Genomic DNA, 23,706 nt, shown 5'->3' with positions numbered 1-23,706 from the left:
TATTTACTTGTCTATTTTCAGAAGATAAAGTAAAGGAGGGATTTGTTTTGACTCAAACTATAGGTCAAATCATGACTAAAAATGTTGTTTCCGTTTCTTCTCAGCAAACTGTGCAGGAAGCTGCTCAATTAATGAAACAGCACAATATTGGCGTTATTCCTGTTGTGGATAATGGGCAGCTAAAAGGGATTGTTACCGACCGTGACATCACCATCCGGTCCACAGCCGGTGGAGTAAATGCAAATACACCGGTGTCTCAATGTATGTCCACCGATGTAAAGTTTGCAACTTCCAACATGGATGTTCACGAAGTGGCAAACTTAATGTCCCAGCATCAGATTCGCCGTTTACCGGTAGTTGAGAACAACCAGCTGGTAGGCATGGTGGCAATAGGCGACCTGGCCGAAGAAAGTATTTACAAAAACGAAGCCGGAGAAGCATTAAGTAATATCTCCACTCCGGCTAAGCCGGAGCAGCTGGAGCAATAGCTAACCAGCAGGCAGTTTAATCTAACAAATATTTAAGGTAGTGTGCGAGCACACTACCTTTTCCATGAAACAAGCCAACGAGAGAGCCTTTCCGCTCACCGTTGGCTTGTTTTCCATGCTTTTAGGAGATTTCTGTTTACTCTAGCCTAGTTACATATTTTTCAACTTATTGCTGACCAGAAGATAAAATGCAAAGCCAAAAACAGAAGCGTTAACAAGAGCTCCGACCATGAAAGTAGAGCCGAAAAACTCTAAGGCGCTTGATATTCTATCCTGAAGATTGCCCAACTGCAAAATAGTGGTGTACTGATCGATGATAAACTCCCCTATGTTTTCACTCCCTGCAATTGGAGACAGGATTAATCCTCCAATCACCAGGTTTAAAGCATACATAAAAGGAATTACAGGCCCGGTGATAATGCTGGTACCAGTTGCACTGGTACGATTTACTCTGAAAAGAACCGCAAGCAAATAAGCAAAAACGAAGCCAAACCCCATAGTAGGAAAAAAGTTTATCCCTACGCCCAGAGAACACCCCAGGGCAACTTTTTGAGGCTTGTCCTGCTTAATCTGTTTCTGTATTATGTCATAAAACCGCTTTTTAATTTTTTCCCAGCGAGAAGTTTTCTTTTGGGCCAAAGGTTTATTCCTCCTAATCTACTACTACTGTTAATTTTACAGCAAACCATAACCTACGACAATATGGGTAGGACCATCCGTTTTATGGCAGAGGAATATTTAGGCGTTAGTAACATAAGAGACCGCCGGAAAGATATGACCGGCGGTCTCTTAATTGGGTTAAAACCCTGCTAAAAAAGCGGCATATTCAAAGAGTGTGGTTGTCACTTTATAATACATCTGTTCATCATTTAGGGCATAAACAGGGTATTTATGATCTTGGAGCTTATTTACCTCTAAAACCCACACTTTTTGATTTTCGTCAACAATAACGTCTACCCCCAGATCACCATAGTTACCACAGCAAAGATCCAGCTTTTCACAGATGAGGGTACAAGCCTGAATTATTTCCTGCTCTTTTATAAAAGCGTCTCTCTCATTATATTTGAACACAGTTTTTAGTGCTTCATTACCTGAAAGAGCATATCCTGCTAACAAAAAGTTTGTGGCTATGCTGTCCTTTTTTCCGAACCTGGCGATATTACCACTACAAACCCACTTTCCCAACCTGTTTTTTTGCATAATCACTCTAAAATCAAAGTGTCGCTCTTCGTGAGTTTTAACGGGAATGGCCTGCTGTACAAGGTAATCTTTTTTCTGGTTGATTTCATTGATAAAATGCTCAATTTGTTCAGGGTCGGTATATTTTTTTGTTCCTCTAAGTCGATAGATAAAACTATATTCAGTCCCTGTCCGTACTACCTTAATAATTCCTTTTGCTTTATGACTATTTACTTTCTTTAAATATACCTCACCGTACAAATCCAACATTTCCTTGATGTCTTGAAAGCCTGTAACCCTCCTGGTATGGGGCAAATATTTCTCACAATCTTCATTAGGTGATAGCCAGGCCCACAATTCCCACTTATTGAAGAAGTAGGTATTAAACAGCTTATCTCCCAGTTCATTAATAATCTGATCATAGAGCCGGGCACTAAACCCTGTCTTGCGATACATGGCACCGGGATATGGAAAAGTGCCTTTCTTCCACTTGTTCTCAGCACCATGAGTTGGGTCATAGTAAAAACCATCTATCTTTTTTTCTTTGGTATCGATTCCGTCTATGGCACAAATATAAATCAGTCCCTGAAAGTGTGGGTAGGCTGCAAAGTAACCTTCAAAAATGTCTAATTTTTGCTCCAGCTTCTCCGTACTGTGAATCGTTAAAAAAGCTATCACCGGTCCTATTTTAAGATTTCTGCCATCCCACTGCATGTCATAATCATAACAATCCGGCAGAGTATATTCTTGCAGCAGATGCTCTGACAGGCCAATCTGGTAAGGTGCTAGTGTAGGTTCCAGAACAATATTTACTTCTTTCTTCCACTGTCCGAAGTGAAAAATCACTTTTCTTGGCAGCACATCAGATTCCTTGAAAACATCGGGTGACAACATAATTTGCGTTCTCTTCAACTTGCTTTGACTAACTATCTTCATACTTGCTCCTCTCCAAAGCCCGCCAGAAACTTGGCATAAAGCATATTAGCTTTCTTGATCTGGTAAAAAGTTTGCCGGTCGTTGGCATCAATGGAGATAGTGTGGTTGGGATCTTTATTGTTGATTTCTATGATCCAAATCTTAAAATCCTGATCGATGGCCACGTCGATACCTAGATTTCCTACGTGGATGCCACATTTCTCCAGGTTCAACGCGGCATCGATACAAACTTGAGCTATCTCCTGGCGGAATTTATAGGCCCTCTCGGCAGATAAACTGAAAATTCCTGTAAAGGTACTCATAGCTAACTCAGCACTACCCCCATCGGAAATATTGCTCACATAGCTGCCACTTTTGCCAAAGCGGGTAATAAGATTAAAATCTTCCCACTTGCCGTTCTGGTCCTTAACCAATAACATTCTAAAGTCTATGACTCTATCCTCATGTTTTAGTAAGGACAGTGGCTGCTGAATAATATATGCGTCTTTGCGTAATAGCCGTTTCATAAATGCCATGGCTTCTTCTTGGGTTTCAATTATTTTTTTCTGGATATTTCCTTCTTCCCTAAACTTAAAAACATAATGATTCCCGATTTTTTTAGCCGTTAAGATTCCTTCCCCCTGACTGCCAGAAATAGGTTTAATGAATGCTTCATTGTAGGTTTTTAAAAACCACAAAGCATCTTTGGCCGTTTCATACAAGATTGTCTCCGGCAAATAAGGTTTTGTTGTCTCAAAATTGGACAGCCAAGTGTGCATTTCCCACTTATTAAAAATATAGCTATTAAAGATTCGTTGCCCAAGCAAAGAATGAAAGTGGTCGCGAAGAGATTTTCTCATTCCCGCTCGTTTAAATAAAGATGCGGGAAACGGGTAAAGTCCTTGCTCCCATTCATTTAGATCTGGATTATAAATATAGCCGTCAATTAATTGCTTCTCTGTGTCTACGCCTTCTGCCGAAAAGGCTAAAACAGCGCCGCCTATGCTTTGGTAGTCATAAAGATAATTAGTCAGGTTAGAGATGTATTCGTCTAAGTTTGCCTTCTTCCTAAAAGCCAACAACCCAATATAGGGCCCAAACTCCATTTCATATTGGCGTATTTTCAACATATACAGAGGCTGAAGTGGAACCTGTAGTGCCCGAATAACATTACTTGACAGTAAGGCCTCATTCTTTGCAAGTTCAGGGGAAACGTACACACTAACCTCACAGCATCTACTCCCAAACCTCACATAAGTGATTTTTCGTTCTTGGCCAACTAAGCGGGAACTTAGCGTAATTCTATTTTGAAACTGTTCATCAGGTAATATTTTTATTAAGTTATTCATGCTTTTTACTCCTCTTAAAACCTGACAGCTTAACAGCATAAAAAAGGGGGGCCGAACTGATATGCAAGTAATTTTTGTACTCCAGCCTTTTAAAACCATTAAATGTGGGTCTGACATTGGCTTCAATAAACCAGATGTTTTGCTGCTCATCAAGCGCAAAGTCTAACCCGAATTCAGCAAAATGCCCATCTCCGTCATCCATCACGGTGCAAAACTCTGTGGCTACACTTATTATCTGTTTTTTTATCAATTTGACGTTAGTCTGCGGTCCGTAGGTGAGTTTAATGGCTTGGTTGATGGTAAGAGCTCTTCCCCCACGGGAAATATTTGTCAAATAGCTATTGGCTCCGGCAAGACGACATTCGATGCCGTTGCATTGCCAGCGCAAATTATCATTTTTTTGCATAATGATACGAATATCCCAGGGAGAACCATTAATCTTTGAAAAGGCCAAAAAGGGTTGCACCAGATAATTTTTTGTCAGGTACCCTCTTTCTGAAATATAGTCAACCGCCTTTTCTCTGCTCAGTTTGATTCTGATGGGAATAGCTTCTGCCAAAGAATCTACAATAGATAATTTATCGCCGTCCTGTTGGAGAACACAGATACCTCTCCCCCTGGACAAATCAGCAGGTTTTAAAATGATTTTGTCATAGCGGTCTAAAAATCTGTGAAAAACATCTATTGTCAATTTAGCCGTTTCAGGGAGGTAACGTTTAAAAGAAGGAAAACCTTGCAGCCTCTGATACATCTGCAGTTTATCCAGTTTTCTGTCATTAAACAAAGTACTTCCCACCGTCTTTTTTAATAGTTCCACATCTTTATCCTCATGATTGAACGCTCTCCGATAAATAACTGATGGAATTGGGCATTTTCCGTAGCGCCACTTCTTTTGTTTAACATCGAAGTACAGTCCGTACACACTCTCTGAGCGCCAATCAATTGAACATAGTTTAAAAGCCACAACAAGGCCTCCAAATTCTTCTGCCCTTACCATCGCATCGGTATATTCCTGCATAGTATTATGATGGTAATAATATTGCTGTTCTCCTAACAATAAACCAATTACCGGGCCTAGCTCTATCGTGCTTTCTGTTATCTTTAACTGATAGGGTTGCGTTGTCACAAGACACAATTCCTCTATCAGTGCTTTAGACAAATAGGTTATGCCATTGTCGATCTCTCCGTCCTGCTTTATCATACTAATGCCATTCTTCTTAACTTGCGCTGTAATTCTTTTGGCACCATAGACCAGCGTCACCTCATCAAACTGCAAATCGGTGCCAGGAATGCAAATCGTCTTGGCCGGACCTTCGTGCTCCTCCGTCATTTTCTCTATGCTTATCCATCTCATGAATACCACCTTTAATCCTTATTGCTAAGAAAAATCAAATACAAGCCAATGTTTAAAATGTACTTATGCCAAGTGAGAGAATGTTCATATAGAAAGTTCTCTTGTTCTGCGCCTCCCACACGCAGCAGGTAAGGGTTGGCATCTAGGTCAACAATAAAGTCAAAATAGCAGCTTCCTATATTAGGGATATAGAAATCTAAAATTAGGCTGGCGTCTATAGCAGCATCATGTATTTTTTTCTTTAAATTGCTAAGTTGATCCGGAAAAATTTCCAGTAGGATTTCTGCCAATTCGCCTGTGGAACCATCGTAGATGGAGTCTTTTGCAAAGATCTCTTTTTTGGCTATTAAGTCCAGCAGTTCCCACTGACCGTTGATGTTTTTTTGCACATACCCTCTTATTTCCAGAGGTGAATAATTCCAATTTACCGGCAAGGGGTCCTTAACAAGCATACATTTCTTGTCTCTTACTAGTTTTTTTAGTGATTTATACAGCTTCTCCCCCACAACTACCTGCCTGAAATTGCCGAGCTTTATTTCATATTGCTCACTGTCCTCATTGCTATTAACTTTTTTTATTACGATTGCGCGACATTTTTTCTTTGCCCGCTGGGGTAGTACATAGAAGCGGTCATGCTTTTTGGAAAACGTCTTTAATGAAGTAGCGGTAAGCATAATGTAGGGCAGCAGAAAATCATTTGTTTGCGTAATTCCGCTAATCATATCAAATAAGACGTTTTGATAAAACTTATTGATGGGATTTATAACTTTAATGTGTTTGGCCATTCGCAACTTGCGCATCTTGGAGACGCTGGAGGTCTTAGAGTGAAGAACAAAATTAAAAATTAGCGGTGGAATTTGACTGTTAACCACCTCTTCTTTGCTCCCGTCAAGTAAAACTGCGTTATCTATTTTGCTTTTATCTAAATCAATGTCGTTAACAGTAAATAACACCATTCTCTTCTTGTACTTCCTGGCAACCTCTTGCATAATCTGCTTCATTGCAATAAACCAATGGTGCCTGCTTGCATGCACTATAAGACCGATATCAACTGTTTTTAACTCATGAGCTTCTACAGTTGGTTTTTCCGTCTTTAAATCCGTACATGGTTCGTCTTTGCTCTCAGTTTTCAGAAGCTCAATTACCGCAGTCAAATCTTGCTGAAGTTTTCGTTGCAGCTCATTATTTTGCTCGTCAAAGACCCGGAAAATATTTTTAAGTTCCTCATTCAAATTTATCGCCCCGTCGATAAAATTCTAAGCCCTGTTTTAGAGTATGATGCAGAGATAAACTCTGTGCGGAAAAGAAAAGGACCTCTTTTGCAAGGCCTTCAATTTTCAGTGGATTTGATGGTCATAATTTGCCTTCGATATGATTGGTCCATTTTATCAAGAGACATTTTTAATAATACAACCGTATTCTCATCTGTTATTGATAATAATTTTTCCTGCAGTTCCTCCGCTGATAAGACGTTAAACACATTTGCCTGTGCAATCCCTGCCTGAATTGCTGCATCTCCAATATCTTGGGCATCTTTGCCAATGGTAATCAAACAGCTAATTCCAAGCTCTTTCATTCTTGCTCCCAGCTTTACGTGTTCCTCATGTTGCTTTGCACCTAAACGTTGCAGCTTGCCAAAAACTGCTACAGACTTCTTATTCTCAGCAATTTTTTGAAGCACTTTTAATGCGGCATAAGCAGAAGATGGATTTGAGTTCCAGGTATCATCAATGATGGTGGCACGATTTAGCCCGCGCTCCACGCTAACGTGTCTCTCCATTTGTTTGAAACTTCCTATCCGTTCAATACAACTTGACAGGTCCATACCCGTTAGATGAGCGGCGGCAATGGCGGCGGCAGCATTATAGACACATTGCTCACCCAGACCCGGCACATAAACTCTCTTTGAACTATGGCCCTTAACGTGTAGCTGAAACACCATTTTTTCTGCTGCATACTCTATTTGCGAGATACGGTAAGCACATTCACTTTTCTGTCCAAAATAGTATACCTGCCCTTTAAAGGGATGTAGATCAATCTTTTTTATATTTTCATCATCGCTATTTAGCAGTAACTGGCCTTTATAATCTAGTGCCTCAAGCATTTCACCCTTAGCGCCAATATACCGTTCAAGTGTTTTGCAAGTTTCTAAATGGGCAGTACCAATGTTTGTAATCATTCCAATGCTTGGTTTAAAAACGGCGCCACTTTTTCTGATGTTTCCCGGATAAGAAACACCCATTTCAAACACAGCAACGTCTGTATCCTCATTAATCCCCAGCAAGTATTTTAAATTTAGCACAATGCCATTCATACTTTTATAAGTGCATTGCACATTTTGCTCTCCTCGTAAAATATGGGCAAGCATTTCTTTAGTGGTGGTTTTCCCGGCAGTGCCGGTGATCCCAACTACAGGAATAGTAAATAATCCACGGTAATAAGAGGTAAAGCTAGCTAAAGCATTAACGCTATTGTCTACTGTTATCAAGGTAACATTATCATTTAATTGATCAAGATCAATCTTTTTATCCGTTACAATTGCTACTCTTTTTTTATATCTATTAAAGTTCTGGTCGATGGTAAGTCCTTTTTTGGTATGAAAAAATAAGGTGCCGTTTCTTAACCCCGGTGAAGATGTTTTAACGTCAATTATCTCAAACTCTGAGGAACCGGCGATAACTTCACCATCTATTACAGCAAGAATTTCCTTTAAGGGTAATGCCTTCAATTTAATCCTCCTTAGCTAATAAATACTTTCCATAGAGAATTGGTGTTTCAAAAGCTGCTCTCCATGCCTCATATAACTGAGCATCTTTAAACGAAAGGCGTAAGCCCCTGCCATTACATTCGATTAACTTCAGATTCCCATCTTTGGTTACACCCAGATCGATACCTAAATCAGCCAGCCCAGGATACTCATTTTCCAGCGCCTTTGCCGCTTGGAAACAAAACATTTCAATCTCTTGGAGCAGCTTTGCCTCATTAAACTTATTCTCCAGGAGAACGTCAAGCGAATATGCTTTTCCGCCCTTTGCTATATTGGTGACAAAATTGGTGTCATGAGCAAGTTTCCCCACCACTCCGGTGACTTGCCATTGTGCTGTGCCGTTTTTCTGATACGCAACACGCAAGTTATAAACACAACCTTTATATTTTGCTAAAGGAATAAACTCCTGCACAGCATAACTTCTACCCGAGATATTCTTTAGCAGTACCTGAGGAAATTCTGCGCTGAAAGAAGACTGCTTCCACTCTTTTTCCCGATTACTATAGTGAGTTAGCAGAAATTCTTCTCCTGTTCTTTCTAGCTTCATTAACCCATGCCCAAGGCTTCCTCCATTTGGCTTAAGGATAATAAGTTTATATTTTTCCAGCATGGCGTTGATGGTTTCCTTTGTTGCCCTGTACGTTTCAGGAAGGTAGGGGCGCAGCTGAGGATCCTGCCAGAGCAAATTATGAATCTCTAGCTTTAGGAAGCGGTTCCAGGGATTATAAAGTATTTTTCCGTCTGCCAATAGTGCATCAACTTTTGCTTTGGACTTCTTTGAAAAATATAACCCCCGATTATGAATTACTTTTGGTACAGGAATTATGGTCTTACGGTAACTGCCTGCATCGTTTTTTACATAAGCTTGAACCTGGCCTTTTGTTAGGTCAATATCACTTAACTGAAAGAAAGAAAGAGCAATGTTGTGTTTCTTGGCAGCGTCCTCATAAAAAGCTATATTTTCATAACCCGTTCTGCCAAATGGAATCCCCCAATAAACTAATTTATCAACTAAAACCCCCAAATTCTCTTCTCTGTGCATCATTAGCTGTCATCGCTCCTACCTTTTTCTTCAACCCTTTTTACTTCTGCCAATAAAAACCGGGCATAATTAATAGGTGTAGTAAATACATCCTTCCATTCATTGGCGATTAGCTTACCATTTTTCAGTGCCAAGGTGCCATAATCAGAAACGTGGTTAACTTCGATTAGGTAAGGAATGCCATCTTTAGATAGTCCGATATCAAAACCGAAGTCCGCCATATCTTTTTTATATAAACTAATATGGTTGGCTAGCTTTAAAGCTAAATCACAAATATCCATTTTTACTTTCTCCAAATTAAAAACGGGGTGATCCGCTAATATATATTCAATAGTTGTGGTGGTGCCGCCTTGACCAACATTGGTTAAAAATTGCCCGTCCGTTGCCACCTTCACTATAATTGCCGATACCTGCCACTCTCCCAGGTGGTTTCTTTGTGTTGACACCCTCATGTCGAACGGATTGCCTGAAAATGTTGCCAGGTCAATTGTTTGCTGCACCAAATATCGCCTATTTTTTATTTTTGTCAACAAGGTTGTCGGCAGTTCATCCTCAAAGAAAGTCTGTTTCCAAAGACCTTTTTTTCTTTCCTTTGATTTTTCATACAAACACCAAATGTCACCCTGCATTTTTTCTAACTTCATAATCCCTCTTCCAACTTCCCCGTTATCTGGTTTGATCATAAGGCTATTAAATTGACTCATCATTTCATTAATTGTTCTCGGTGAAGCTATTTTCGTTTCCGGTTGGTGTTTATTAAGCTCTTCATTGTCCCTGACCATTTTATAAATTTTATATTTATTATTATTTCTATAAGAGTTGAAGACTCTTATACCCTCGTTCATTAAAGATTCAATCAGTGGATTAATACTACTTCGGTGTCCCGTACGCTTATAAATAACCCACGGTTTAGCAACCTCCCATAACACATAGCTATTCTCCCTTTTTACATACGCCATAAAGGGCTCTTTAGTGCTTTTAAGGTCCTTGAAACGAAAATAGCATATAGATAAGTCATTCATTCTGGCGGCCTTTTCGTAAAATGATAAAATCGCTTTTAATTTTGGGCCAGGTTTAGAGAGATGATTATATTGATTAACAGGTAAGACGATGCCAATAAGATTTTCCTTGTCCATAGAGTTGCTCGCCTCCCCTGGCAGATTAAACAGTATTTGCTACCACACTCCCACCATATGTTTTTCAATATCTTTTTGTGCTTGTCTTGCTATAACACCCCGTACACACACAGCAATCCATATGTATTTAAAATCAAACACCTCGCGGCTTAGCACCTGTAGAAATTTTGAGTTAAGTGTCCACTTGAGTTTGCTGTATGCCCGGGACTACAGTCTACTTTAGCTTATATAACTTGACTAATGTTCTTTTGGGACTTTAGGTGCCCCAGACACAAAAAGTAGCGTTTCCTTTATGGAGAACGCTACTTTGAACTACTTATCATATTTCAGGTCTTTTTTCTTAAACATATTGGCTTTCAGGGCTTTATTGGTACCATGTTTATGTATACTTTTTAATTGTGCCTGCTGAGACTGGACCTCCCTGGGTTGTGGGCTGCCTTGGGGCCGATGAAGGCTTTTTTGCGTTTCTGGTTCACGATATTCGTACCCCGGTTCATCCGGCCTGCGCTTCATGTTATACACCTCCTAGTGTAAAGACGTTGAAGTCAGATGCTATTAATAATGTATCCATAATAATTTACATTATAAACAGTCAGGCCCCCCTACTTATTTTGTAGGGGGGCCTAATCCTTTACTTTATCCAAGCCTTGTGGTATGTTTTCTTACCTTTACGAATTTTTATACCGTTTTTTAATTGTTCTGCAGTTATATTAGTATCTATGCTTTCAACCTTCTCATCTTCAACAAATACGCCTCCCTGTTGAACCAACCGCCTTGCTTCACTTTTCGAAGGCGTCAGGCCGCATGCCAGCAGCAAGTCCAAGATACCGATAGCACCATCGGTTAACTGCTCTGTGGTAATTTCAGTAGTAGGCATATTAGAATCATCGGTGCCCCCTGCAAATAGTGCATGAGATGCGCTCTTTGCTTTTTTTGCCTCCTCTTCCCCATGAATCAGCTTAGTCAGTTCATAGGCCAGGATTTCCTTGGCTTCGTTTAGCTGGCTGCCTTCCCACTTATCCATGGCTTCAATTTCTTCAAGCGGCAGGAAAGTGAGCATACGGATGCATTTTAGGACATCAGCGTCGGCAACATTGCGCCAATACTGGAAGAACTCAAAGGGCGGCGTTTTATTGGGATCAAGCCAAACTGCACCCTTTGCAGTCTTGCCCATTTTATTTCCTTCGGAAGTCATTAACAGTGTAATTGTCATAGCATAAGCATCTTCGCCTAACTTGCGGCGAATCAGTTCCGTGCCGCCCAGCATATTAGACCACTGGTCATCGCCGCCAAACTGCATATTGCATCCGTATTTCTGATACAGGTAGAAGAAGTCGTAAGACTGCATGATCATATAATTGAACTCTAAAAAGGACAGGCCTTTTTCCATTCTCTGCTTATAACACTCTGCACGCAGCATATTGTTTACAGAAAAGTGAGGCCCTACTTCCCGCAGCATATCAATGTAGTTTAACTCCAAAAGCCAGTCGGCATTGTTTACCATGATGGCCTTGTCGTCACCGAATTCGATGAACTTTTCCATCTGTTTTTTAAAACACTCACTATTATGCTGGATTATTTCCGGAGTCATCATATTACGCAGGTCGGTACGGCCGGAAGGATCTCCGATATAGGCAGTTCCACCGCCTAACAGAACTATAGGCTTGTTGCCTGCCATCTGCAAACGTTTCATCAGGCTAAGAGCCATAAAGTGTCCAACATGTAATGAATCCGCAGTTGGATCAAAACCAATGTAGAATATTGCTTGTCCACTGTTGACCAGTTCCTTAATTTCTTCTTCGTCGGTAACCTGGGCTATCAGGCCACGGGCTATCAGCTCGTCATAGATTTTCATAATTACAACTCCTTTAATTTGAATAACAAATAAATATGCCCTCTGCTCCAATTGGAACAGAGGGCAAAAGATTGCGGTACCACCTCTGAAACGGGAATTCCTCACGGAATCCCCCTCAGCGAGTGTAAAAACACTCACACGCTGTTTCGGGCGTACCCGGCAAGCCCTACTATCAATTCAGGCAGCAGCTCCAGGATGTATTCAAATCAGCACATCTGCAGCCTCTCACCATCCGGCTGCTCTCTGAAAAGATGTATCCGACCTTACTTTTTCCCTTCATAGCTTTTACACAATTCAATTTTATTATATTCTAGACCATTAAACAGAAAAAGTAAAGTCACATGTCTATTGGCCGCTTGCCTGAAGTTCTTCCAAAAATGCCAGAAGGATTCTGTTTAGTTCTTCTGGGTTATCCTGATTGGCTATGTGGTGCGCATCCTTTATCACGGTGAGTTGGCTGTTGGGGTTGTTTTCATGCATTTTTTGCATGTTATTTTTTACAAAAGGCGCTTCATGGTCACCGTGGAGAAGAAGCATGGGCTCTTTTGCAGGCTCCGGAAGACCTTTAATCATATCCCTTAGCAGTTCACGGGTAATATGAGACATCACCTTTTTTCCTGTTCTTGCAGCGGTCTGTTCCATATAAGCCCTGGTTTCCGGCTTTAATGCGCGGTGGCTGGCAAATGTTTTAAAGACCGACTTCTTGGGATAGAGGCTGATGAAAAGTGCGATCAGGGGATTGAATAATTGTAAAAGCGGTGTATAACCGGGGTACAGTGACCACCCTCCGATATGGACGGTGGCTTCTACTCTTTCAGGATGCCTGTAGGCCACCTTCTGGGTAACGAAACTACCCAGGGACTGGCCAACCAGAATAGCTTTATCTGTTCCCGTGTGGTCCAATAACTCCACAATAAAATCGGCAGCAGTGTCGGTGAAAGATGACTTGTAGTCCATAGAAGAGGATAACCCGTGAGAGGGCATATCCCAGATTAATACCCGGTACCGGTCTTTAAGTGCATCAGCCTGCGGGAAGAATGTCTTGTGATCCATACATATGCCATGAGAAAAGACTAAGACCGGTGCATTGTTTTCTTCGCCGTGCAACTCGTAATATACTCTTCCCCTGTCATTTTCGTAATACATGAGCGTCCCTCTCTTCATTAAATCATTAATAACCTACTACACAGTATCCAGTACAGTGACATACCAGATTGACCTGCAGGCGCTTTTATATTACATTCCAGAAATAGAAGATCCACGACAAAGCTGCCGAAAACAATGCGAAGAAAGTATAGTGAATTCTTCCGGCAAGCTTCCAGTTACCCTTAATCCATGCAATTACCGCAAATGTTAATACTGCTAATGTCACAAAAACCATGGCATACGGCACTATTAAGTCTATCAATGAAGTAAGTGTAGAAGGCGGAGTAAATGCCGCTGCCGGCAAGCCGTACACGGGATCCGGTTCACTCCCGGCCAGAAAACCGCCTACAAAGATCAGGGTGAGCAAGCCTTGAAAAACTGCTGTTCTTTTCGCCAATATAGAACCATTTTGCAGTTCTAAGCCTTGAACATTCTTTTTGCGTATTTTAACAACCAGCCCCTTAATTCCCCAATAAAACAGGCTGCCGATAATAAACAATGCAGAAGAAAGAAGCATTAAGAGAGTTAGCCCGCTGGTCTCATACCAAGAAGCCCTGGAGTAGCTCATGGGACCATCGGTCATCAGCATTGATTTGCCCAGACTATCTGTTCCAAAAACTATGCTACTGAAGGCTCCGCCATGATCGTTGCTTCTACCTTCACGCAAATTTTGATAAACTCCCGGCTCTACTTCTACAAAGCGGCTTGTTTCCCCAAGATGGCTGACTAATAAATAGCCCTCGTCGTCAGCTTCAACCTGAACTACCCCTATCATTAAACTCAAAAGCGCATCCATGGTGGTAAATGATCGTCTATTTTGATAATACTCGCCCACAAATTCCAAAGACCTGGTTTCCATACCTGCGGCAGGTTCAGGGGCAACCACTTCTTCTGAGGGAAAATAGCGGTCCATAAAACCCTGGAATATTTCCATGTTTACAAGAAAATTTCCACCACTTTGAGAGATAAAGAAGCCTACATCCTCTTCAGGCACCAAAAACAGTCCTGTATCATAAAGCAAAGTTCCTCCGGGATGGTGAAATGTTTCTCTGTTATTAAAGGTGGACTTAATAAATCCATGGGCCATACCATCCAAACGCGGATGATGGGTATATTGCTCAGCAAACATGTTGTGCACAGTTTCCTCTTTTAAGATACTGGCTTCATCAAGCTGCCCTCCCTGAAGATAAGCCAACATAAACTTCGCCATATCTTCGGCGCTGCTGCTCATACTGCCTGCCGGCTCGGAGACAAATTCAAACTTGGCTTCCACAAACTCCCCATCCACATAGCGATAGGGTTTTGACATATTATCAGCTAAACTCTCCGGTATTGGCTGACGAAAGGTACTGTATTCCATACCCAGCGGCTGATAAATATTTTCCTCCACATACTGTACAAAGGGAACTCCTGACACGGCCTCCACAATATAGCCTGCCAGGGAAACTCCGTAATTTGAGTACGCACTAACCTCACCCGGTGCAAAAACCCTGACAGGCCTATGTTCACGCACGTACTGCTCAAGAGGAATTAAACTATCCTCAGAAAGGGAGAAAACCTCCATCATATAATCTTCAAAGCCTGGTGTATGTGACATTAGGTGCCTGATGGTAATGGGTTCAGCCTCAGTGCCACCCTGTTTGTATTCAATGACATTAGGAATCTCAAAGTCTAAATACTGGTTAACATCGGTATCTAAGTCCAGTTTCCCTTGCTCCACCAGCTGCATTATCGCTGTCCAGGTAAACAACTTCGCGGTAGACCCGATTCTAAAAAGAGATTTTTTCGGATCTACAGGTTTTCTGTTTTCATAATCTGCATACCCGTAGCCCTTAGCTAAAAGGATTTCGCCGTTATAGACAACTGAAACTGTTAAGTTTGGAATATTAAATTCATCCATTTGCTGACCTATAATTGTGTCCAAAAACGCTTCTACCTCTGCGGCATCCAGGCCTACGGCCGAAGCTGAGGCCGCTTTCACACTTACACCGGGAAGCAACAGAATACTCACAATCAAAGCATAGCATAACATTCTTTTTAATTTATTCATTTATTCCACTCCCTCACTTTCAATTTTAATTATAGGCTGGGGTACTGAACAAAAACAAAACCATTTCTAAACATTTACATCTAAAAAATCCCTCCTACGCTATGGTAAGAGGGATATGTGCAGACGTCTGTTTTGTTAAATCATGGCAAATTGTACAAATAAACCTCTCAACCATTAAGAAAAATAAGGCATGTCAAAGCTTTGTTTATATGCATCATTTGCTTTTAACTGTTGATCCCAGAAAAAGTTTATTATTTTCTTGCCAACTAAGTTAAAAAGAATTCCCATGCCTTTTCCATACCGTATTGGTCTGGCCAAACGGTCAATGTCAGTTGAGTTAAAACTCCCTTCATGCACTACGTTCTCGATGGCCTTTACCAATGGTGCAATCATTTGATCCTGGGCCTGAACCGGCCTCATGCGCAAGCTTTCCACCCCGCCTTTAATGGCTGTACCAAGATAAGCCCTTCCCAGCCTGAGAGCCAATTGCTCAAAGTATGCTTCAAGATAGTGCGATTGACTGCTTTCAGGAAAACCAGACTGGACAAAAAAGCTTATGCTCCCTTCAGAGGCTGGCAGTTTCTCCATAAACCCCATTACATGTGAAGGCATTGCGTGGACATAGAGGGGCATAAAAAACATTACATCTTTCTCTCTTTGAAAAGACTCTGCCCACTCCTCCCATTTTCCACTTTCCTTTAAATCACGTACCTCTACCCTGTCCCCAAGGGCTTCAACCACTTTTTTCAGAATAAGTGCAGAATTGCCACCACCTCTTCTGGGGGAACCGTTATAGATCACCAGTTTTTCTGCCGGTTTAGATGAAGCAAAGGGCACACTTTGCCTTTTTGCTTTTCTTTCTTCCAACGTACGCAGCTTAAGACTGCCTTCTTTTACAATGCGGTACGCTTTAGCTTTAAAATGGTAGGCTGTACGATACAAATAATCCTCAATAACCTGTTCCTCTTTTTTAGTTAATCCGTCAGTATCAAACAGAAATACCATGTCAGGATAGCTCTTGTATCTGGCCACATGATGGCATTCTCCGCCTACCATTTCTATGTAGGGATGGTAGTGGGGAATAGTCCTGTCAAAAAAAGCTTTGGCTTTGTGGTTGATAAATCCCTGAGCTGTATCCATCAGTAAAATTACAGTATCACTGTTTACATAGCGTGGATATGATTTAACCATTTCATCTTTCATCGCACATCTGCCCGGGGTCTTTAGCCAACAACTCCAACAGCCAATACATGCCGTTATTGACTCCCCAACTAATTTGACAACCTGCAAAGGTTCATTATAAAGTCCTTGGATAGCATGGTAAATTTCATCATCTTGTTTATCTCTTAAATCAAACACTGTTTTCATTTCTATCTCCCTTTCAGGGATTTTCGCAGGCACTATCTTTATGTTTAGATATACACTGTGCCTGCCTATCCCCATTAATTTCAGATGATTGGCTATACCTAATATAACCTAACATTCTGAACAAAGACTGAACATTCACCCATGATGTGTGTTAAGTTGCGAAATATCAGTTTTCTTGCCTGATATTTCTTGTGAGCTTAACGCTGTAGTGCTATAATCTTAGGCAATAAGTAACTTTTAGGAGGACAAGATGAAACAGGACATGATCGTTATTTTGGATCTGGGAAGCCGGGAAAATACAGCCATAGCCAGATTAGTAAGAGAGCTTGGCGTTTATAGTGAAATCCACCCCCATGATATTACTGTAGACGAACTTTCGCAGCTGTCAAATGTTAAAGGCATTATCATAAACGGGGGCAACAATAATCTGATTGACGGTGTAAGAATTGATGTCAGCGCAGATCTTTATAAAGCGGGCTATCCCGTCATGGCGGTCGAACATGAAGCGGCAACGTGTGAGAACAAAAGAGAACGCTGGCCTGAAACGGAAGCAGAAATAAAAGAAGTGTTAAAAGAGTTCGTCTTTAATACCTGCCAGGCCACTCCAAATTGGAACATGAAAAATTTCGTTGAAGACCAGGTTGAACTGGTAAGAAAGCAGGTAGGAGACAAAAAGGTCTTACTTGCCTTATCCGGTGGAGTGGACAGTTCAGTGGTTGCGGCACTACTCATTAAAGCCATTGGAAAGCAATTGGTGTGCGTCCATGTTAATCACGGCCTGATGCGCAAGAATGAATCGGAAGCCGTGGTTGAAGTTTTCAAGAATCAACTTGATGCCAACCTTATCTACGTTGATGCCAGCGAACGTTTCCTCAATAAACTGGCAAACGTATCTGATCCCGAGGAAAAAAGAAAAGTTATCGGTACTGAATTTATCCGGGTGTTTGAAGAAGAGGCAAGGAAACTGGAAGGCATAGATTTTCTTGCTCAGGGCACCATTTATCCCGATATCGTAGAAAGCGGCACAAAGACCGCCAGCGTTGTAAAATCACATCATAACGTAGGTGGCCTGCCTGAAGATCTGCAGTTTTCATTGGTAGAGCCCCTTTACCATCTCTTTAAGGATGAGGTACGAGCCTGCGGTATCGAACTGGGCCTGCCGGAAGATATGGTTTACAGGCAGCCATTTCCCGGGCCCGGGCTTGGGGTACGCTGCCTCGGTGCCATCACCAAAGACCGCCTGGAAGCAGTAAGAGAATCCGATGCAATCTTACAGGAAGAGTTTGCAAAGGCCGGCTTGGATAAAAAGGTCTGGCAATACTTTACCGTTGTGCCCGACTTTAAGTCTGTTGGAGTAAAAAATCATACCCGCTCCTTTGAATACCCTGTTATTCTTAGAGCCGTAAACACCATCGATGCCATGACAGCCAGCATTGAACAGGTAGACTGGCCTGTCCTCTTGAAAATTACCGACCGAATTCTAAATGAAGTCCCCCACGTAAACCGTGTCTGCTATGACTTAAGTCCAAAGCCCTGTGCCACCATTGAGTGGGAGTAAACAAAAGAAGTTTCTACCACATAAATAGATTACAGAAGCAGCCTTCATCCCGTGGTTTAAATCACAGGATGAAGGCTGCTTCTTTCCATACATTTTTTCTTTTCATATAATGATAGATTATTTTGCTCTTTGACCCAAGACACGGTTTTAGCCGTGTGGAGTGTCAATTAATATTATGCTCCATTCGGCCAATCGGCTCGTATAACTCCACATGTCCTCCAATCGATTCACCTATCTGGCCTTCGATTAATATTTGCACCTGATCTATGCTTGAGAACTCTGTCAGTGTGTTAACGATAGAAGCAATAGTCAACAATTCACCGAGGCTACCTCCCGGGTGGTTATCCCGCAATTCACTGGAAAAGTCCACATAGCAAATACCATCTTCAATACGAATGCCAAGCAACCTCGTTTCCTGGGGGACAGAACGGCCAAGATACTCAGATTGGGGCCCGGCAATCAGCTCATTCATAGCTCTTCTGGCAACTCCTAAGTCAGTCATTGTCACAACACGTCTCTCAAGGCGAACACCACTGCCATCTGGGAGGAAAAAATACAGATTCAGGCTATACTCAAACGGTTCCCGATTCGGTTCGGGATTTGGGTCGGTAGCTGGAATAAAGATATAGTAACCCGCGGTAAAGGGGTCGTCACCAAAATCCATCAAGCGTTCAAAGGACTGGATCCCAGCGCCTTCTTTTATTACCCGCTCTTCCCAGTATTGGCTGTTTTGCTCCTCGTGGCGCACTGTATATACCTTTATCCCATCTTCAATATTTACTCCTGTAATCATTCCTGTAATTGCCGCTTCATTGCCCTCCTTATCCGTTACCTGCTCCTGCCAGGATGTCCCGGCTGCCAACGGTGTTTTTATCAGTGTCAGCCGGTCAAACTTGGAATCCAGCATGGCTTCTTCCGTTTTGACCTGCACCATACTGTCCTCATCCACAATATATGAAATTAAAAGAGAAAATTCCAGTTGTGATTCACCGTCGGAAGCGTCATATACTTCTCCGGAGATATGGTATTTACGCTGGCCCTCCATCTCTGTTACAGAATCCAGGCTCATTGTATGTCCGTATTCTGCAAAACCACTGTAGTGCCATTCAAAACCTTCTTGTTGCGGCAATAAACCCGCCAACTCTTCAGAAACGGCAGGCGGCGGTGGTATATCATTGTCACCGATTGGCTCCGGGTCAGGATCCGGGCCATTAACTCTGCAGCCTGAAAGCACAGCAAAGAGCAGCGCCAATGTAATAAAAACGGAGATTCTTTTTGTTACCTTATTCATAATCATTCCTCCAGTTTCTAGTCCCATTTAATAATAAAGCAAAACCCAATGGCCATAATCGATCCCACCTGTCCGGCCCGCCATTTGTACCGTTAAATAATGACAAACATATCCCCACCTTATTTTATGAGTAAAAAGCGCCTACGGTGCGGACCCGTAACAAGCGAGATTCTCCCATTAATATCAAAAGCATCATGCCTCAAGAAAAAATTAAAGTACCTGAAAAAAAATAGCTGCTGCAACGAACTTATCGTTGCAACAGCCATTTTTAGTTCAATGCGGTCACTTCCCGATCATTGCATCTGCGTTAGGTTTTCACCCTTAATTAATAATGCTTCAAATTGGCTCACCAATTGTTATTGCTTGAGTATAAACTTAGTAATTGTCGATACAATAAGTATACAAAAAGAACGGAGAGGTTTGAAAGAATTGGACAGTAAAGAACTAATACACAAACTCAATTGGTTTTATAGTCTCGAACTCAATCAGGTTGATTTATATATGGCTCAAAGCAATCAAATAGATGACATATATATCCGCAAAGCCCTAGAACGTGCATCCTATGTAGAGCAACAACATGTTGATAATATAACTGAAATAATCAAAGAACTAGGTAGCAAACCTACTGCCTTAGGTGATGTAATATCCCCTGTTCTAGGAAAAATTGGCGGGAATTTAACCTCGTTAACCGGTCTTGTGCCTATGTTAAAGGCCAATATTCTTATAGAAAGAAAAGCAATGAGTGACTATAAGAATTTGCTTTTAAAAGTTAGTGACCAAGAAATTTTTAATATTCTTTGGTCAAATTTAATTGATGAAGATTTCCATACATCATGGTTCTCAAGCAAGGTTCAAGAATTAGAGGGTAAGTCCTTACATTAACCAATTATATGAGTTCCCCCATCCTTTGTGAGAAATTCCTTTAAGCAATTAACCATGGGCTTAATATAGTCGCTACTAGAATGGTCGTAAGAATTTAGAATAGCTTTACTGGTCCCATCTTCTATGTCTGATTTATTATTTTTAAGCTCCAGGAATTTACTATAAACTTTCATTATTGTTTTATCAGACAGACTCATTTTTTCATAATTCATCCCACTTTGAAAATAAAAGAAAGGAATATCGATTAGCTCATTTTCTGAAAAATTATCTGCTTGTATCGTAGAAATAATCATCATCAGTCACAAAATCAGGATGTCTGATCATGATTTTGTAAACGAGCTGACTTTTATCAAATGTATCTGCTGTTCTTCCTTCCTCTGTCAAATCCCATATTCCTTCTAATGGATATACTGTGTATTCAAAATAACCAGGGGGTGTAATACCTTTCTTAGGCATCATTCAGTTCCTTTATTAATTGATCCTCATATTTCCATCCTTCTTATAGTTTAGGAACTGTATCGGCAGTGCTGGTTAGAACAGCTTTTTTCTCGGGGCGCTTTGTGTTCAGCATCAGTAAGAAAGAAATGAACGCGCAGAAAGCAGCGATATTAAATGCCTGGTTTAGCGGAAACGCGGAACCGATCCAACCGCCCAGCGGCGCACCAAACCCGTAAGCTAGATAAATAATACCATAGTTACCGCCATAATCCCTCGTACCGTAAAAGTCGGCGGTTAAAGACGGGAAAACTGCCATAAAACCGCCAAAGCATGCCGCGATAGTAAAAAGAGCAATGGCGAAGGTAATGCTTGAATTGATAAAGCCAAAGGTTAGCATAACCACTGCTGTTATCAGTGAATATATAGCAATTGTCCTAGTGCGTCCAAGTTTGTCGGAGGCGGCACCCCAGAAAATTCGTCCACCGCCGTTAAATAACCCAAGCATACCTACAATAGCCGCAGCTTCTGTCACAGTGAGTCCGGCAATTTGCTGACCCACAGGTGATGCAATTCCAATCATCATTAAGCCCGAAGCGGTTCCAACCATGAACGAAATCCAAATTTTATAAAACGCTAGAGTTGAAACCATTTCTTTTTGATTAAAGTGAATAACATTTTTTTGAGTCCCAGTGGGTTCCCAGCCTTTTGGCCTATAGCCCTCAGGAGGCAGCACCATCCACTGAGCTCCGATGGCAACAAGCACAAAATAAGCAACTCCTAACACGCGCATAGCAATTAATGGACCGATGCTTTCGATTAACATCTGGCCGATAGGGCTGAAAACAATGGTGCCCAGACCCATTCCCGCCACTGCAACACCGCTGATAGTACCCCTTTTATCAGGAAACCATTTATTGCAGGTTGCCAGCGGCGTAATATAGGCAAACCCAATACCAATGCCCCCCAAAACGCCATAAAAAATATAGAGGTGCATTACGCTTGTTGCAAAGCTTGAAAGGATCAGCCCTAGCCCAAGCATGGCTCCTCCGGCAATTGTCACTTTTTTGGGGCCTATTTTATCTTGGATAAGCCCGCCTGGAATTGCTCCAAAAGCAAAAAATAAAATCACAAGGGAAAATACAAAATTAAGCGGAATCGTTAGCGAATCAGGAGACACTCCCTGATAAGCTGCAAGGATTTCAGCTAAAGGCTGCCTATAAATACTCCAAGCATAAACCGCACCTATACATGGAATAATCAATAATGTCCCTACAACAACTAGCCAACGGTTCATAAGTTTCTGTTCGGACACTCAGACATCCCTCCAAATTTTGTCTTGCTAAGAAATCTTCTTTAGGTAACGGAACCCAGCCAACGTTTCCCCCGGAAGCGGGGCTCTTCCATAGGAATTGTCATATCTGCCTACCTGTATGACTCCACCATCTTATTACTTTTGCGATAGCATCCTCTTATTACAGCCCCCTTAAGCCTTAAATTGTTTCAATTTTCTGAATATTTAATTTAATTATATTGGCTTTTTTTCACGTTGTCAAACCTACAGGGAGCCAACCGGCTCTTCCGCTTTATTAAAGAACTCCAGCACAATCACTTTAAGTTGCGCAAAATCTTTTCCATGGCTTTTCCTTTTGCCAGCTCATCGATTAGCTTGTCCAAATAGCGGATTTCCTGCATAATTGGTTCTTCAATTTCCTCTACCCGTACACCACAGATTACACCTTTAATCATAGCACGTGATGGATTAAGTTGAGGTGCTTCTGCAAAGAAGGTCTCAAAGTCTGTCTGGTTTTTCAGCTGCGCTTCTAACTCTTCCTGGCTATATCCGGTTAACCAACGGACAATTTGATCGACTTCAGTTTTCGTCCGCCCTTTTTTCTCCGCCTTGGCAACATAATGGGGATAAACACTTGCAACACTCATTGTATAGATTTTATGTTTAGTCATGATAAACCCCCCTCTATAATCTCCCTGAACAAAAACAAACTTGTTCAAACGGCCAATAACTGAGAACCGCCGAATATTATTGCCATATTTAAAAACCACGTACTGGATTTAATTACTGAGCGATGGGACAGGATTTTAAACAATTGAAGCAGGAATATTGAAAACCGATAAATCCGGCTTGATACAAACGCCAATAATGCTCATCTTTTAGCATTGCCTTCTGCTCGTCAGATGTACTATCTACTAATTTTTTTCTAAATGCCATATCTGCCCCAAGTCCGTAGGGCTGTGAATTTTTTAAGCACTTACCCACATGTGTCTTGCTTTTCTCATCTAAAGCTCCTCCAGGGCAATTTTCAACACAAATATTACATTCAATACAAAAATTATCTGTAATAGGAGGATCCGTTGGCAATTCTAAGTTAGTAAGAACAGCTGTAAATAATACCCGGGTTCCCAGCTCGGGGTGAATTACAAGATTGTGTCGCCCAAATACACCTAAACCAGCCGCCACAGCAGCGTGGCGCAGGGAAACATCACCTATAGCTCCTGAGGTTTTGTGACTCATCTCCAGAGGGTAAGATACAGAAATTGTCATAGCTTTGGCATGAAGTTCTTTTTCAATAAACTTTGCCAGTTTGTAATTACAGGAACGTGAAAATTCCATCACATCCAATCTGCCGTTCATGGCAACCTGCATATTAGGACTTTCGCAAGTGGAAAGTTCCTTATAAGCTAAAACAATAATAGATTGAGCCTTTGGAAAGATTGACTCAATTTTAGGTGATCTGGGGCTGTTATAATCTGATATTTTTGCAAAGCCTACATCGTCAACTCCCATACCTAAAACAAATTCCCTAATCTTATCTTTCATGAAAATCGGCCTCCATTTTCTTCTCCCAATATCTAGCCAGCTATTTCAAAAC

20 protein-coding genes, 1 pseudogene and 1 other annotated feature are annotated in these 23,706 nt (G+C 41.4%); of the genes and pseudogenes, 3 read left to right on the top strand and 18 right to left on the bottom strand.

From position 1 onward, the window contains the following. Nucleotides 1–47: 47 nt before the first annotated feature. Nucleotides 48–488: a CBS domain-containing protein gene (locus tag DEALDRAFT_RS00770; RefSeq protein ID WP_008513908.1), complete on the top strand. Its 441-nt coding sequence runs from the start codon at nt 48–50 to the stop codon at nt 486–488. Nucleotides 489–638: 150 nt separating this feature from the next. On the opposite strand, the gene DEALDRAFT_RS00765 is transcribed toward DEALDRAFT_RS00770, so the two are convergent. The 13 genes from DEALDRAFT_RS00765 to DEALDRAFT_RS00705 all read right to left on the bottom strand — a co-directional run bounded on the left by DEALDRAFT_RS00765 (nt 639) and on the right by DEALDRAFT_RS00705 (nt 16,649). Next, nucleotides 639–1,127 carry a DUF2062 domain-containing protein gene (locus tag DEALDRAFT_RS00765; RefSeq protein WP_008513906.1) on the bottom strand — a complete coding sequence of 163 codons (489 nt, stop codon included), beginning with the start codon at nt 1,125–1,127 and terminating at the stop codon, nt 639–641. Between the two features lie 159 nt (nt 1,128–1,286). Next, entirely contained in the window at nt 1,287–2,603 is a 1,317-nt protein-coding gene (locus DEALDRAFT_RS00760) for a YheC/YheD family endospore coat-associated protein (RefSeq protein WP_008513905.1), read from the bottom strand. After that, the gene (locus tag DEALDRAFT_RS00755; protein ID WP_008513904.1) at nt 2,600–3,931 is read right to left on the bottom strand and encodes a YheC/YheD family endospore coat-associated protein; all 1,332 of its coding nucleotides are present in this window, start codon (nt 3,929–3,931) and stop codon (nt 2,600–2,602) included. Before DEALDRAFT_RS00755 ends, DEALDRAFT_RS00760 begins: the two co-directional genes overlap by 4 nt. Next, on the bottom strand, nt 3,924–5,285 hold the full coding sequence (locus tag DEALDRAFT_RS00750) for a YheC/YheD family endospore coat-associated protein (RefSeq protein ID WP_008513903.1): 1,362 nt from the start codon (nt 5,283–5,285) through the stop codon (nt 3,924–3,926). The genes DEALDRAFT_RS00755 and DEALDRAFT_RS00750 overlap by 8 nt, the downstream gene beginning before the upstream one ends. A gap of 11 nt (nt 5,286–5,296) precedes the next feature. After that, nucleotides 5,297–6,517 carry a YheC/YheD family protein gene (locus DEALDRAFT_RS00745; protein WP_008513902.1) on the bottom strand — a complete coding sequence of 407 codons (1,221 nt, stop codon included), beginning with the start codon at nt 6,515–6,517 and terminating at the stop codon, nt 5,297–5,299. A 98-nt stretch (nt 6,518–6,615) separates the two neighbouring features. After that, nucleotides 6,616–8,013 (bottom strand): Mur ligase family protein, encoded by a 1,398-nt coding sequence (locus DEALDRAFT_RS00740; RefSeq protein ID WP_008513901.1) that lies wholly within the window; start codon nt 8,011–8,013, stop codon nt 6,616–6,618. A gap of 1 nt (nt 8,014) precedes the next feature. Continuing rightward, nucleotides 8,015–9,097, bottom strand: coding sequence for a YheC/YheD family endospore coat-associated protein (locus tag DEALDRAFT_RS00735; protein ID WP_008513900.1), 1,083 nt, complete (start codon nt 9,095–9,097; stop codon nt 8,015–8,017). Beyond that, a complete protein-coding gene (locus tag DEALDRAFT_RS00730; RefSeq protein ID WP_008513899.1) occupies nt 9,097–10,230 on the bottom strand; it encodes a YheC/YheD family protein in 1,134 nt (377 codons plus the stop codon). Before DEALDRAFT_RS00730 ends, DEALDRAFT_RS00735 begins: the two co-directional genes overlap by 1 nt. Nucleotides 10,231–10,542: 312 nt before the next feature. Beyond that, entirely contained in the window at nt 10,543–10,743 is a 201-nt protein-coding gene (locus tag DEALDRAFT_RS00725) for a hypothetical protein (RefSeq protein ID WP_008513898.1), read from the bottom strand. A 118-nt stretch (nt 10,744–10,861) separates the two neighbouring features. After that, on the bottom strand, nt 10,862–12,085 hold the full coding sequence (gene tyrS / locus DEALDRAFT_RS00720; RefSeq protein WP_008513897.1) for a tyrosine--tRNA ligase: 1,224 nt from the start codon (nt 12,083–12,085) through the stop codon (nt 10,862–10,864). A 56-nt stretch (nt 12,086–12,141) separates the two neighbouring features. After that, nucleotides 12,142–12,374, bottom strand: a binding site (T-box leader). Nucleotides 12,375–12,430: 56 nt separating this feature from the next. Further along, nucleotides 12,431–13,231 (bottom strand): alpha/beta fold hydrolase, encoded by an 801-nt coding sequence (locus DEALDRAFT_RS00715; RefSeq protein WP_008513896.1) that lies wholly within the window; start codon nt 13,229–13,231, stop codon nt 12,431–12,433. A gap of 85 nt (nt 13,232–13,316) precedes the next feature. Then, nucleotides 13,317–15,281 carry a serine hydrolase domain-containing protein gene (locus tag DEALDRAFT_RS00710; protein WP_008513894.1) on the bottom strand — a complete coding sequence of 655 codons (1,965 nt, stop codon included), beginning with the start codon at nt 15,279–15,281 and terminating at the stop codon, nt 13,317–13,319. A 174-nt stretch (nt 15,282–15,455) separates the two neighbouring features. Further along, the gene (locus DEALDRAFT_RS00705) at nt 15,456–16,649 is read right to left on the bottom strand and encodes a hypothetical protein (RefSeq protein ID WP_008513892.1); all 1,194 of its coding nucleotides are present in this window, start codon (nt 16,647–16,649) and stop codon (nt 15,456–15,458) included. 250 nt (nt 16,650–16,899) lie between these two features. Between DEALDRAFT_RS00705 and guaA the strand changes: the two genes are divergently transcribed. After that, entirely contained in the window at nt 16,900–18,207 is a 1,308-nt protein-coding gene (guaA, locus tag DEALDRAFT_RS00700) for a glutamine-hydrolyzing GMP synthase (protein ID WP_008513891.1), read from the top strand. Nucleotides 18,208–18,370: 163 nt separating this feature from the next. Here the strand turns inward: guaA and DEALDRAFT_RS15715 are convergent, their stop codons facing one another. Further along, nucleotides 18,371–19,498 carry a GerMN domain-containing protein gene (locus DEALDRAFT_RS15715; protein WP_008513888.1) on the bottom strand — a complete coding sequence of 376 codons (1,128 nt, stop codon included), beginning with the start codon at nt 19,496–19,498 and terminating at the stop codon, nt 18,371–18,373. A gap of 429 nt (nt 19,499–19,927) precedes the next feature. Here DEALDRAFT_RS15715 and DEALDRAFT_RS00690 point away from each other — a divergent pair, with 429 nt between their 5' ends. After that, nucleotides 19,928–20,380 (top strand): ferritin-like domain-containing protein, encoded by a 453-nt coding sequence (locus DEALDRAFT_RS00690; RefSeq protein WP_008513887.1) that lies wholly within the window; start codon nt 19,928–19,930, stop codon nt 20,378–20,380. 291 nt (nt 20,381–20,671) lie between these two features. Here DEALDRAFT_RS00690 and DEALDRAFT_RS17595 read toward each other — a convergent pair. The 4 genes and pseudogenes from DEALDRAFT_RS17595 to DEALDRAFT_RS00670 all read right to left on the bottom strand — a co-directional run. Then, nucleotides 20,672–20,839 (bottom strand): annotated as a pseudogene (locus DEALDRAFT_RS17595) (GyrI-like domain-containing protein); the annotation flags it as partial. 40 nt (nt 20,840–20,879) lie between these two features. Beyond that, nucleotides 20,880–22,130 carry an L-lactate MFS transporter gene (locus tag DEALDRAFT_RS00680; RefSeq protein WP_008513882.1) on the bottom strand — a complete coding sequence of 417 codons (1,251 nt, stop codon included), beginning with the start codon at nt 22,128–22,130 and terminating at the stop codon, nt 20,880–20,882. A gap of 293 nt (nt 22,131–22,423) precedes the next feature. Beyond that, a complete protein-coding gene (locus tag DEALDRAFT_RS00675; protein WP_008513880.1) occupies nt 22,424–22,780 on the bottom strand; it encodes a DUF2200 domain-containing protein in 357 nt (118 codons plus the stop codon). Between the two features lie 112 nt (nt 22,781–22,892). After that, complete coding sequence (locus tag DEALDRAFT_RS00670) at nt 22,893–23,654, bottom strand: epoxyqueuosine reductase (RefSeq protein ID WP_008513879.1); 762 nt, start codon at nt 23,652–23,654, stop codon at nt 22,893–22,895. Nucleotides 23,655–23,706 lie beyond the last annotated feature (52 nt).

It is taken from the genome of Dethiobacter alkaliphilus AHT 1 (genome assembly GCF_000174415.1).
Taxonomy (GTDB): Bacteria; Bacillota; Dethiobacteria; order Dethiobacterales; family Dethiobacteraceae; genus Dethiobacter; species Dethiobacter alkaliphilus.
Note: the sequence above shows the minus strand (reverse complement) of the source record. Positions and strands in the feature narration are given on the sequence as shown.

Excerpts from the sequence above, each read along its gene's own strand:
- guaA (WP_008513891.1), top strand. The coding sequence starts at position 16,900 with ATGAAACAGGACATGATCGTTATTTTGGATCTGGGAAGCCGGGAAAAT.
- DEALDRAFT_RS00705 (WP_008513892.1), bottom strand. The coding sequence starts at position 16,649 with ATGAAAACAGTGTTTGATTTAAGAGATAAACAAGATGATGAAATTTAC.
- DEALDRAFT_RS00670 (WP_008513879.1), bottom strand. The coding sequence starts at position 23,654 with ATGAAAGATAAGATTAGGGAATTTGTTTTAGGTATGGGAGTTGACGAT.
- DEALDRAFT_RS00730 (WP_008513899.1), bottom strand. The coding sequence starts at position 10,230 with ATGGACAAGGAAAATCTTATTGGCATCGTCTTACCTGTTAATCAATAT.
- DEALDRAFT_RS00715 (WP_008513896.1), bottom strand. The coding sequence starts at position 13,231 with ATGTATTACGAAAATGACAGGGGAAGAGTATATTACGAGTTGCACGGC.
- DEALDRAFT_RS00725 (WP_008513898.1), bottom strand. The coding sequence starts at position 10,743 with ATGAAGCGCAGGCCGGATGAACCGGGGTACGAATATCGTGAACCAGAA.
- DEALDRAFT_RS00710 (WP_008513894.1), bottom strand. The coding sequence starts at position 15,281 with ATGAATAAATTAAAAAGAATGTTATGCTATGCTTTGATTGTGAGTATT.
- DEALDRAFT_RS00750 (WP_008513903.1), bottom strand. The coding sequence starts at position 5,285 with ATGAGATGGATAAGCATAGAGAAAATGACGGAGGAGCACGAAGGTCCG.
- DEALDRAFT_RS00675 (WP_008513880.1), bottom strand. The coding sequence starts at position 22,780 with ATGACTAAACATAAAATCTATACAATGAGTGTTGCAAGTGTTTATCCC.
- DEALDRAFT_RS15715 (WP_008513888.1), bottom strand. The coding sequence starts at position 19,498 with ATGAATAAGGTAACAAAAAGAATCTCCGTTTTTATTACATTGGCGCTG.
- DEALDRAFT_RS00755 (WP_008513904.1), bottom strand. The coding sequence starts at position 3,931 with ATGAATAACTTAATAAAAATATTACCTGATGAACAGTTTCAAAATAGA.
- tyrS (WP_008513897.1), bottom strand. The coding sequence starts at position 12,085 with ATGAAAATCTATGACGAGCTGATAGCCCGTGGCCTGATAGCCCAGGTT.
- DEALDRAFT_RS00760 (WP_008513905.1), bottom strand. The coding sequence starts at position 2,603 with ATGAAGATAGTTAGTCAAAGCAAGTTGAAGAGAACGCAAATTATGTTG.
- DEALDRAFT_RS00735 (WP_008513900.1), bottom strand. The coding sequence starts at position 9,097 with ATGATGCACAGAGAAGAGAATTTGGGGGTTTTAGTTGATAAATTAGTT.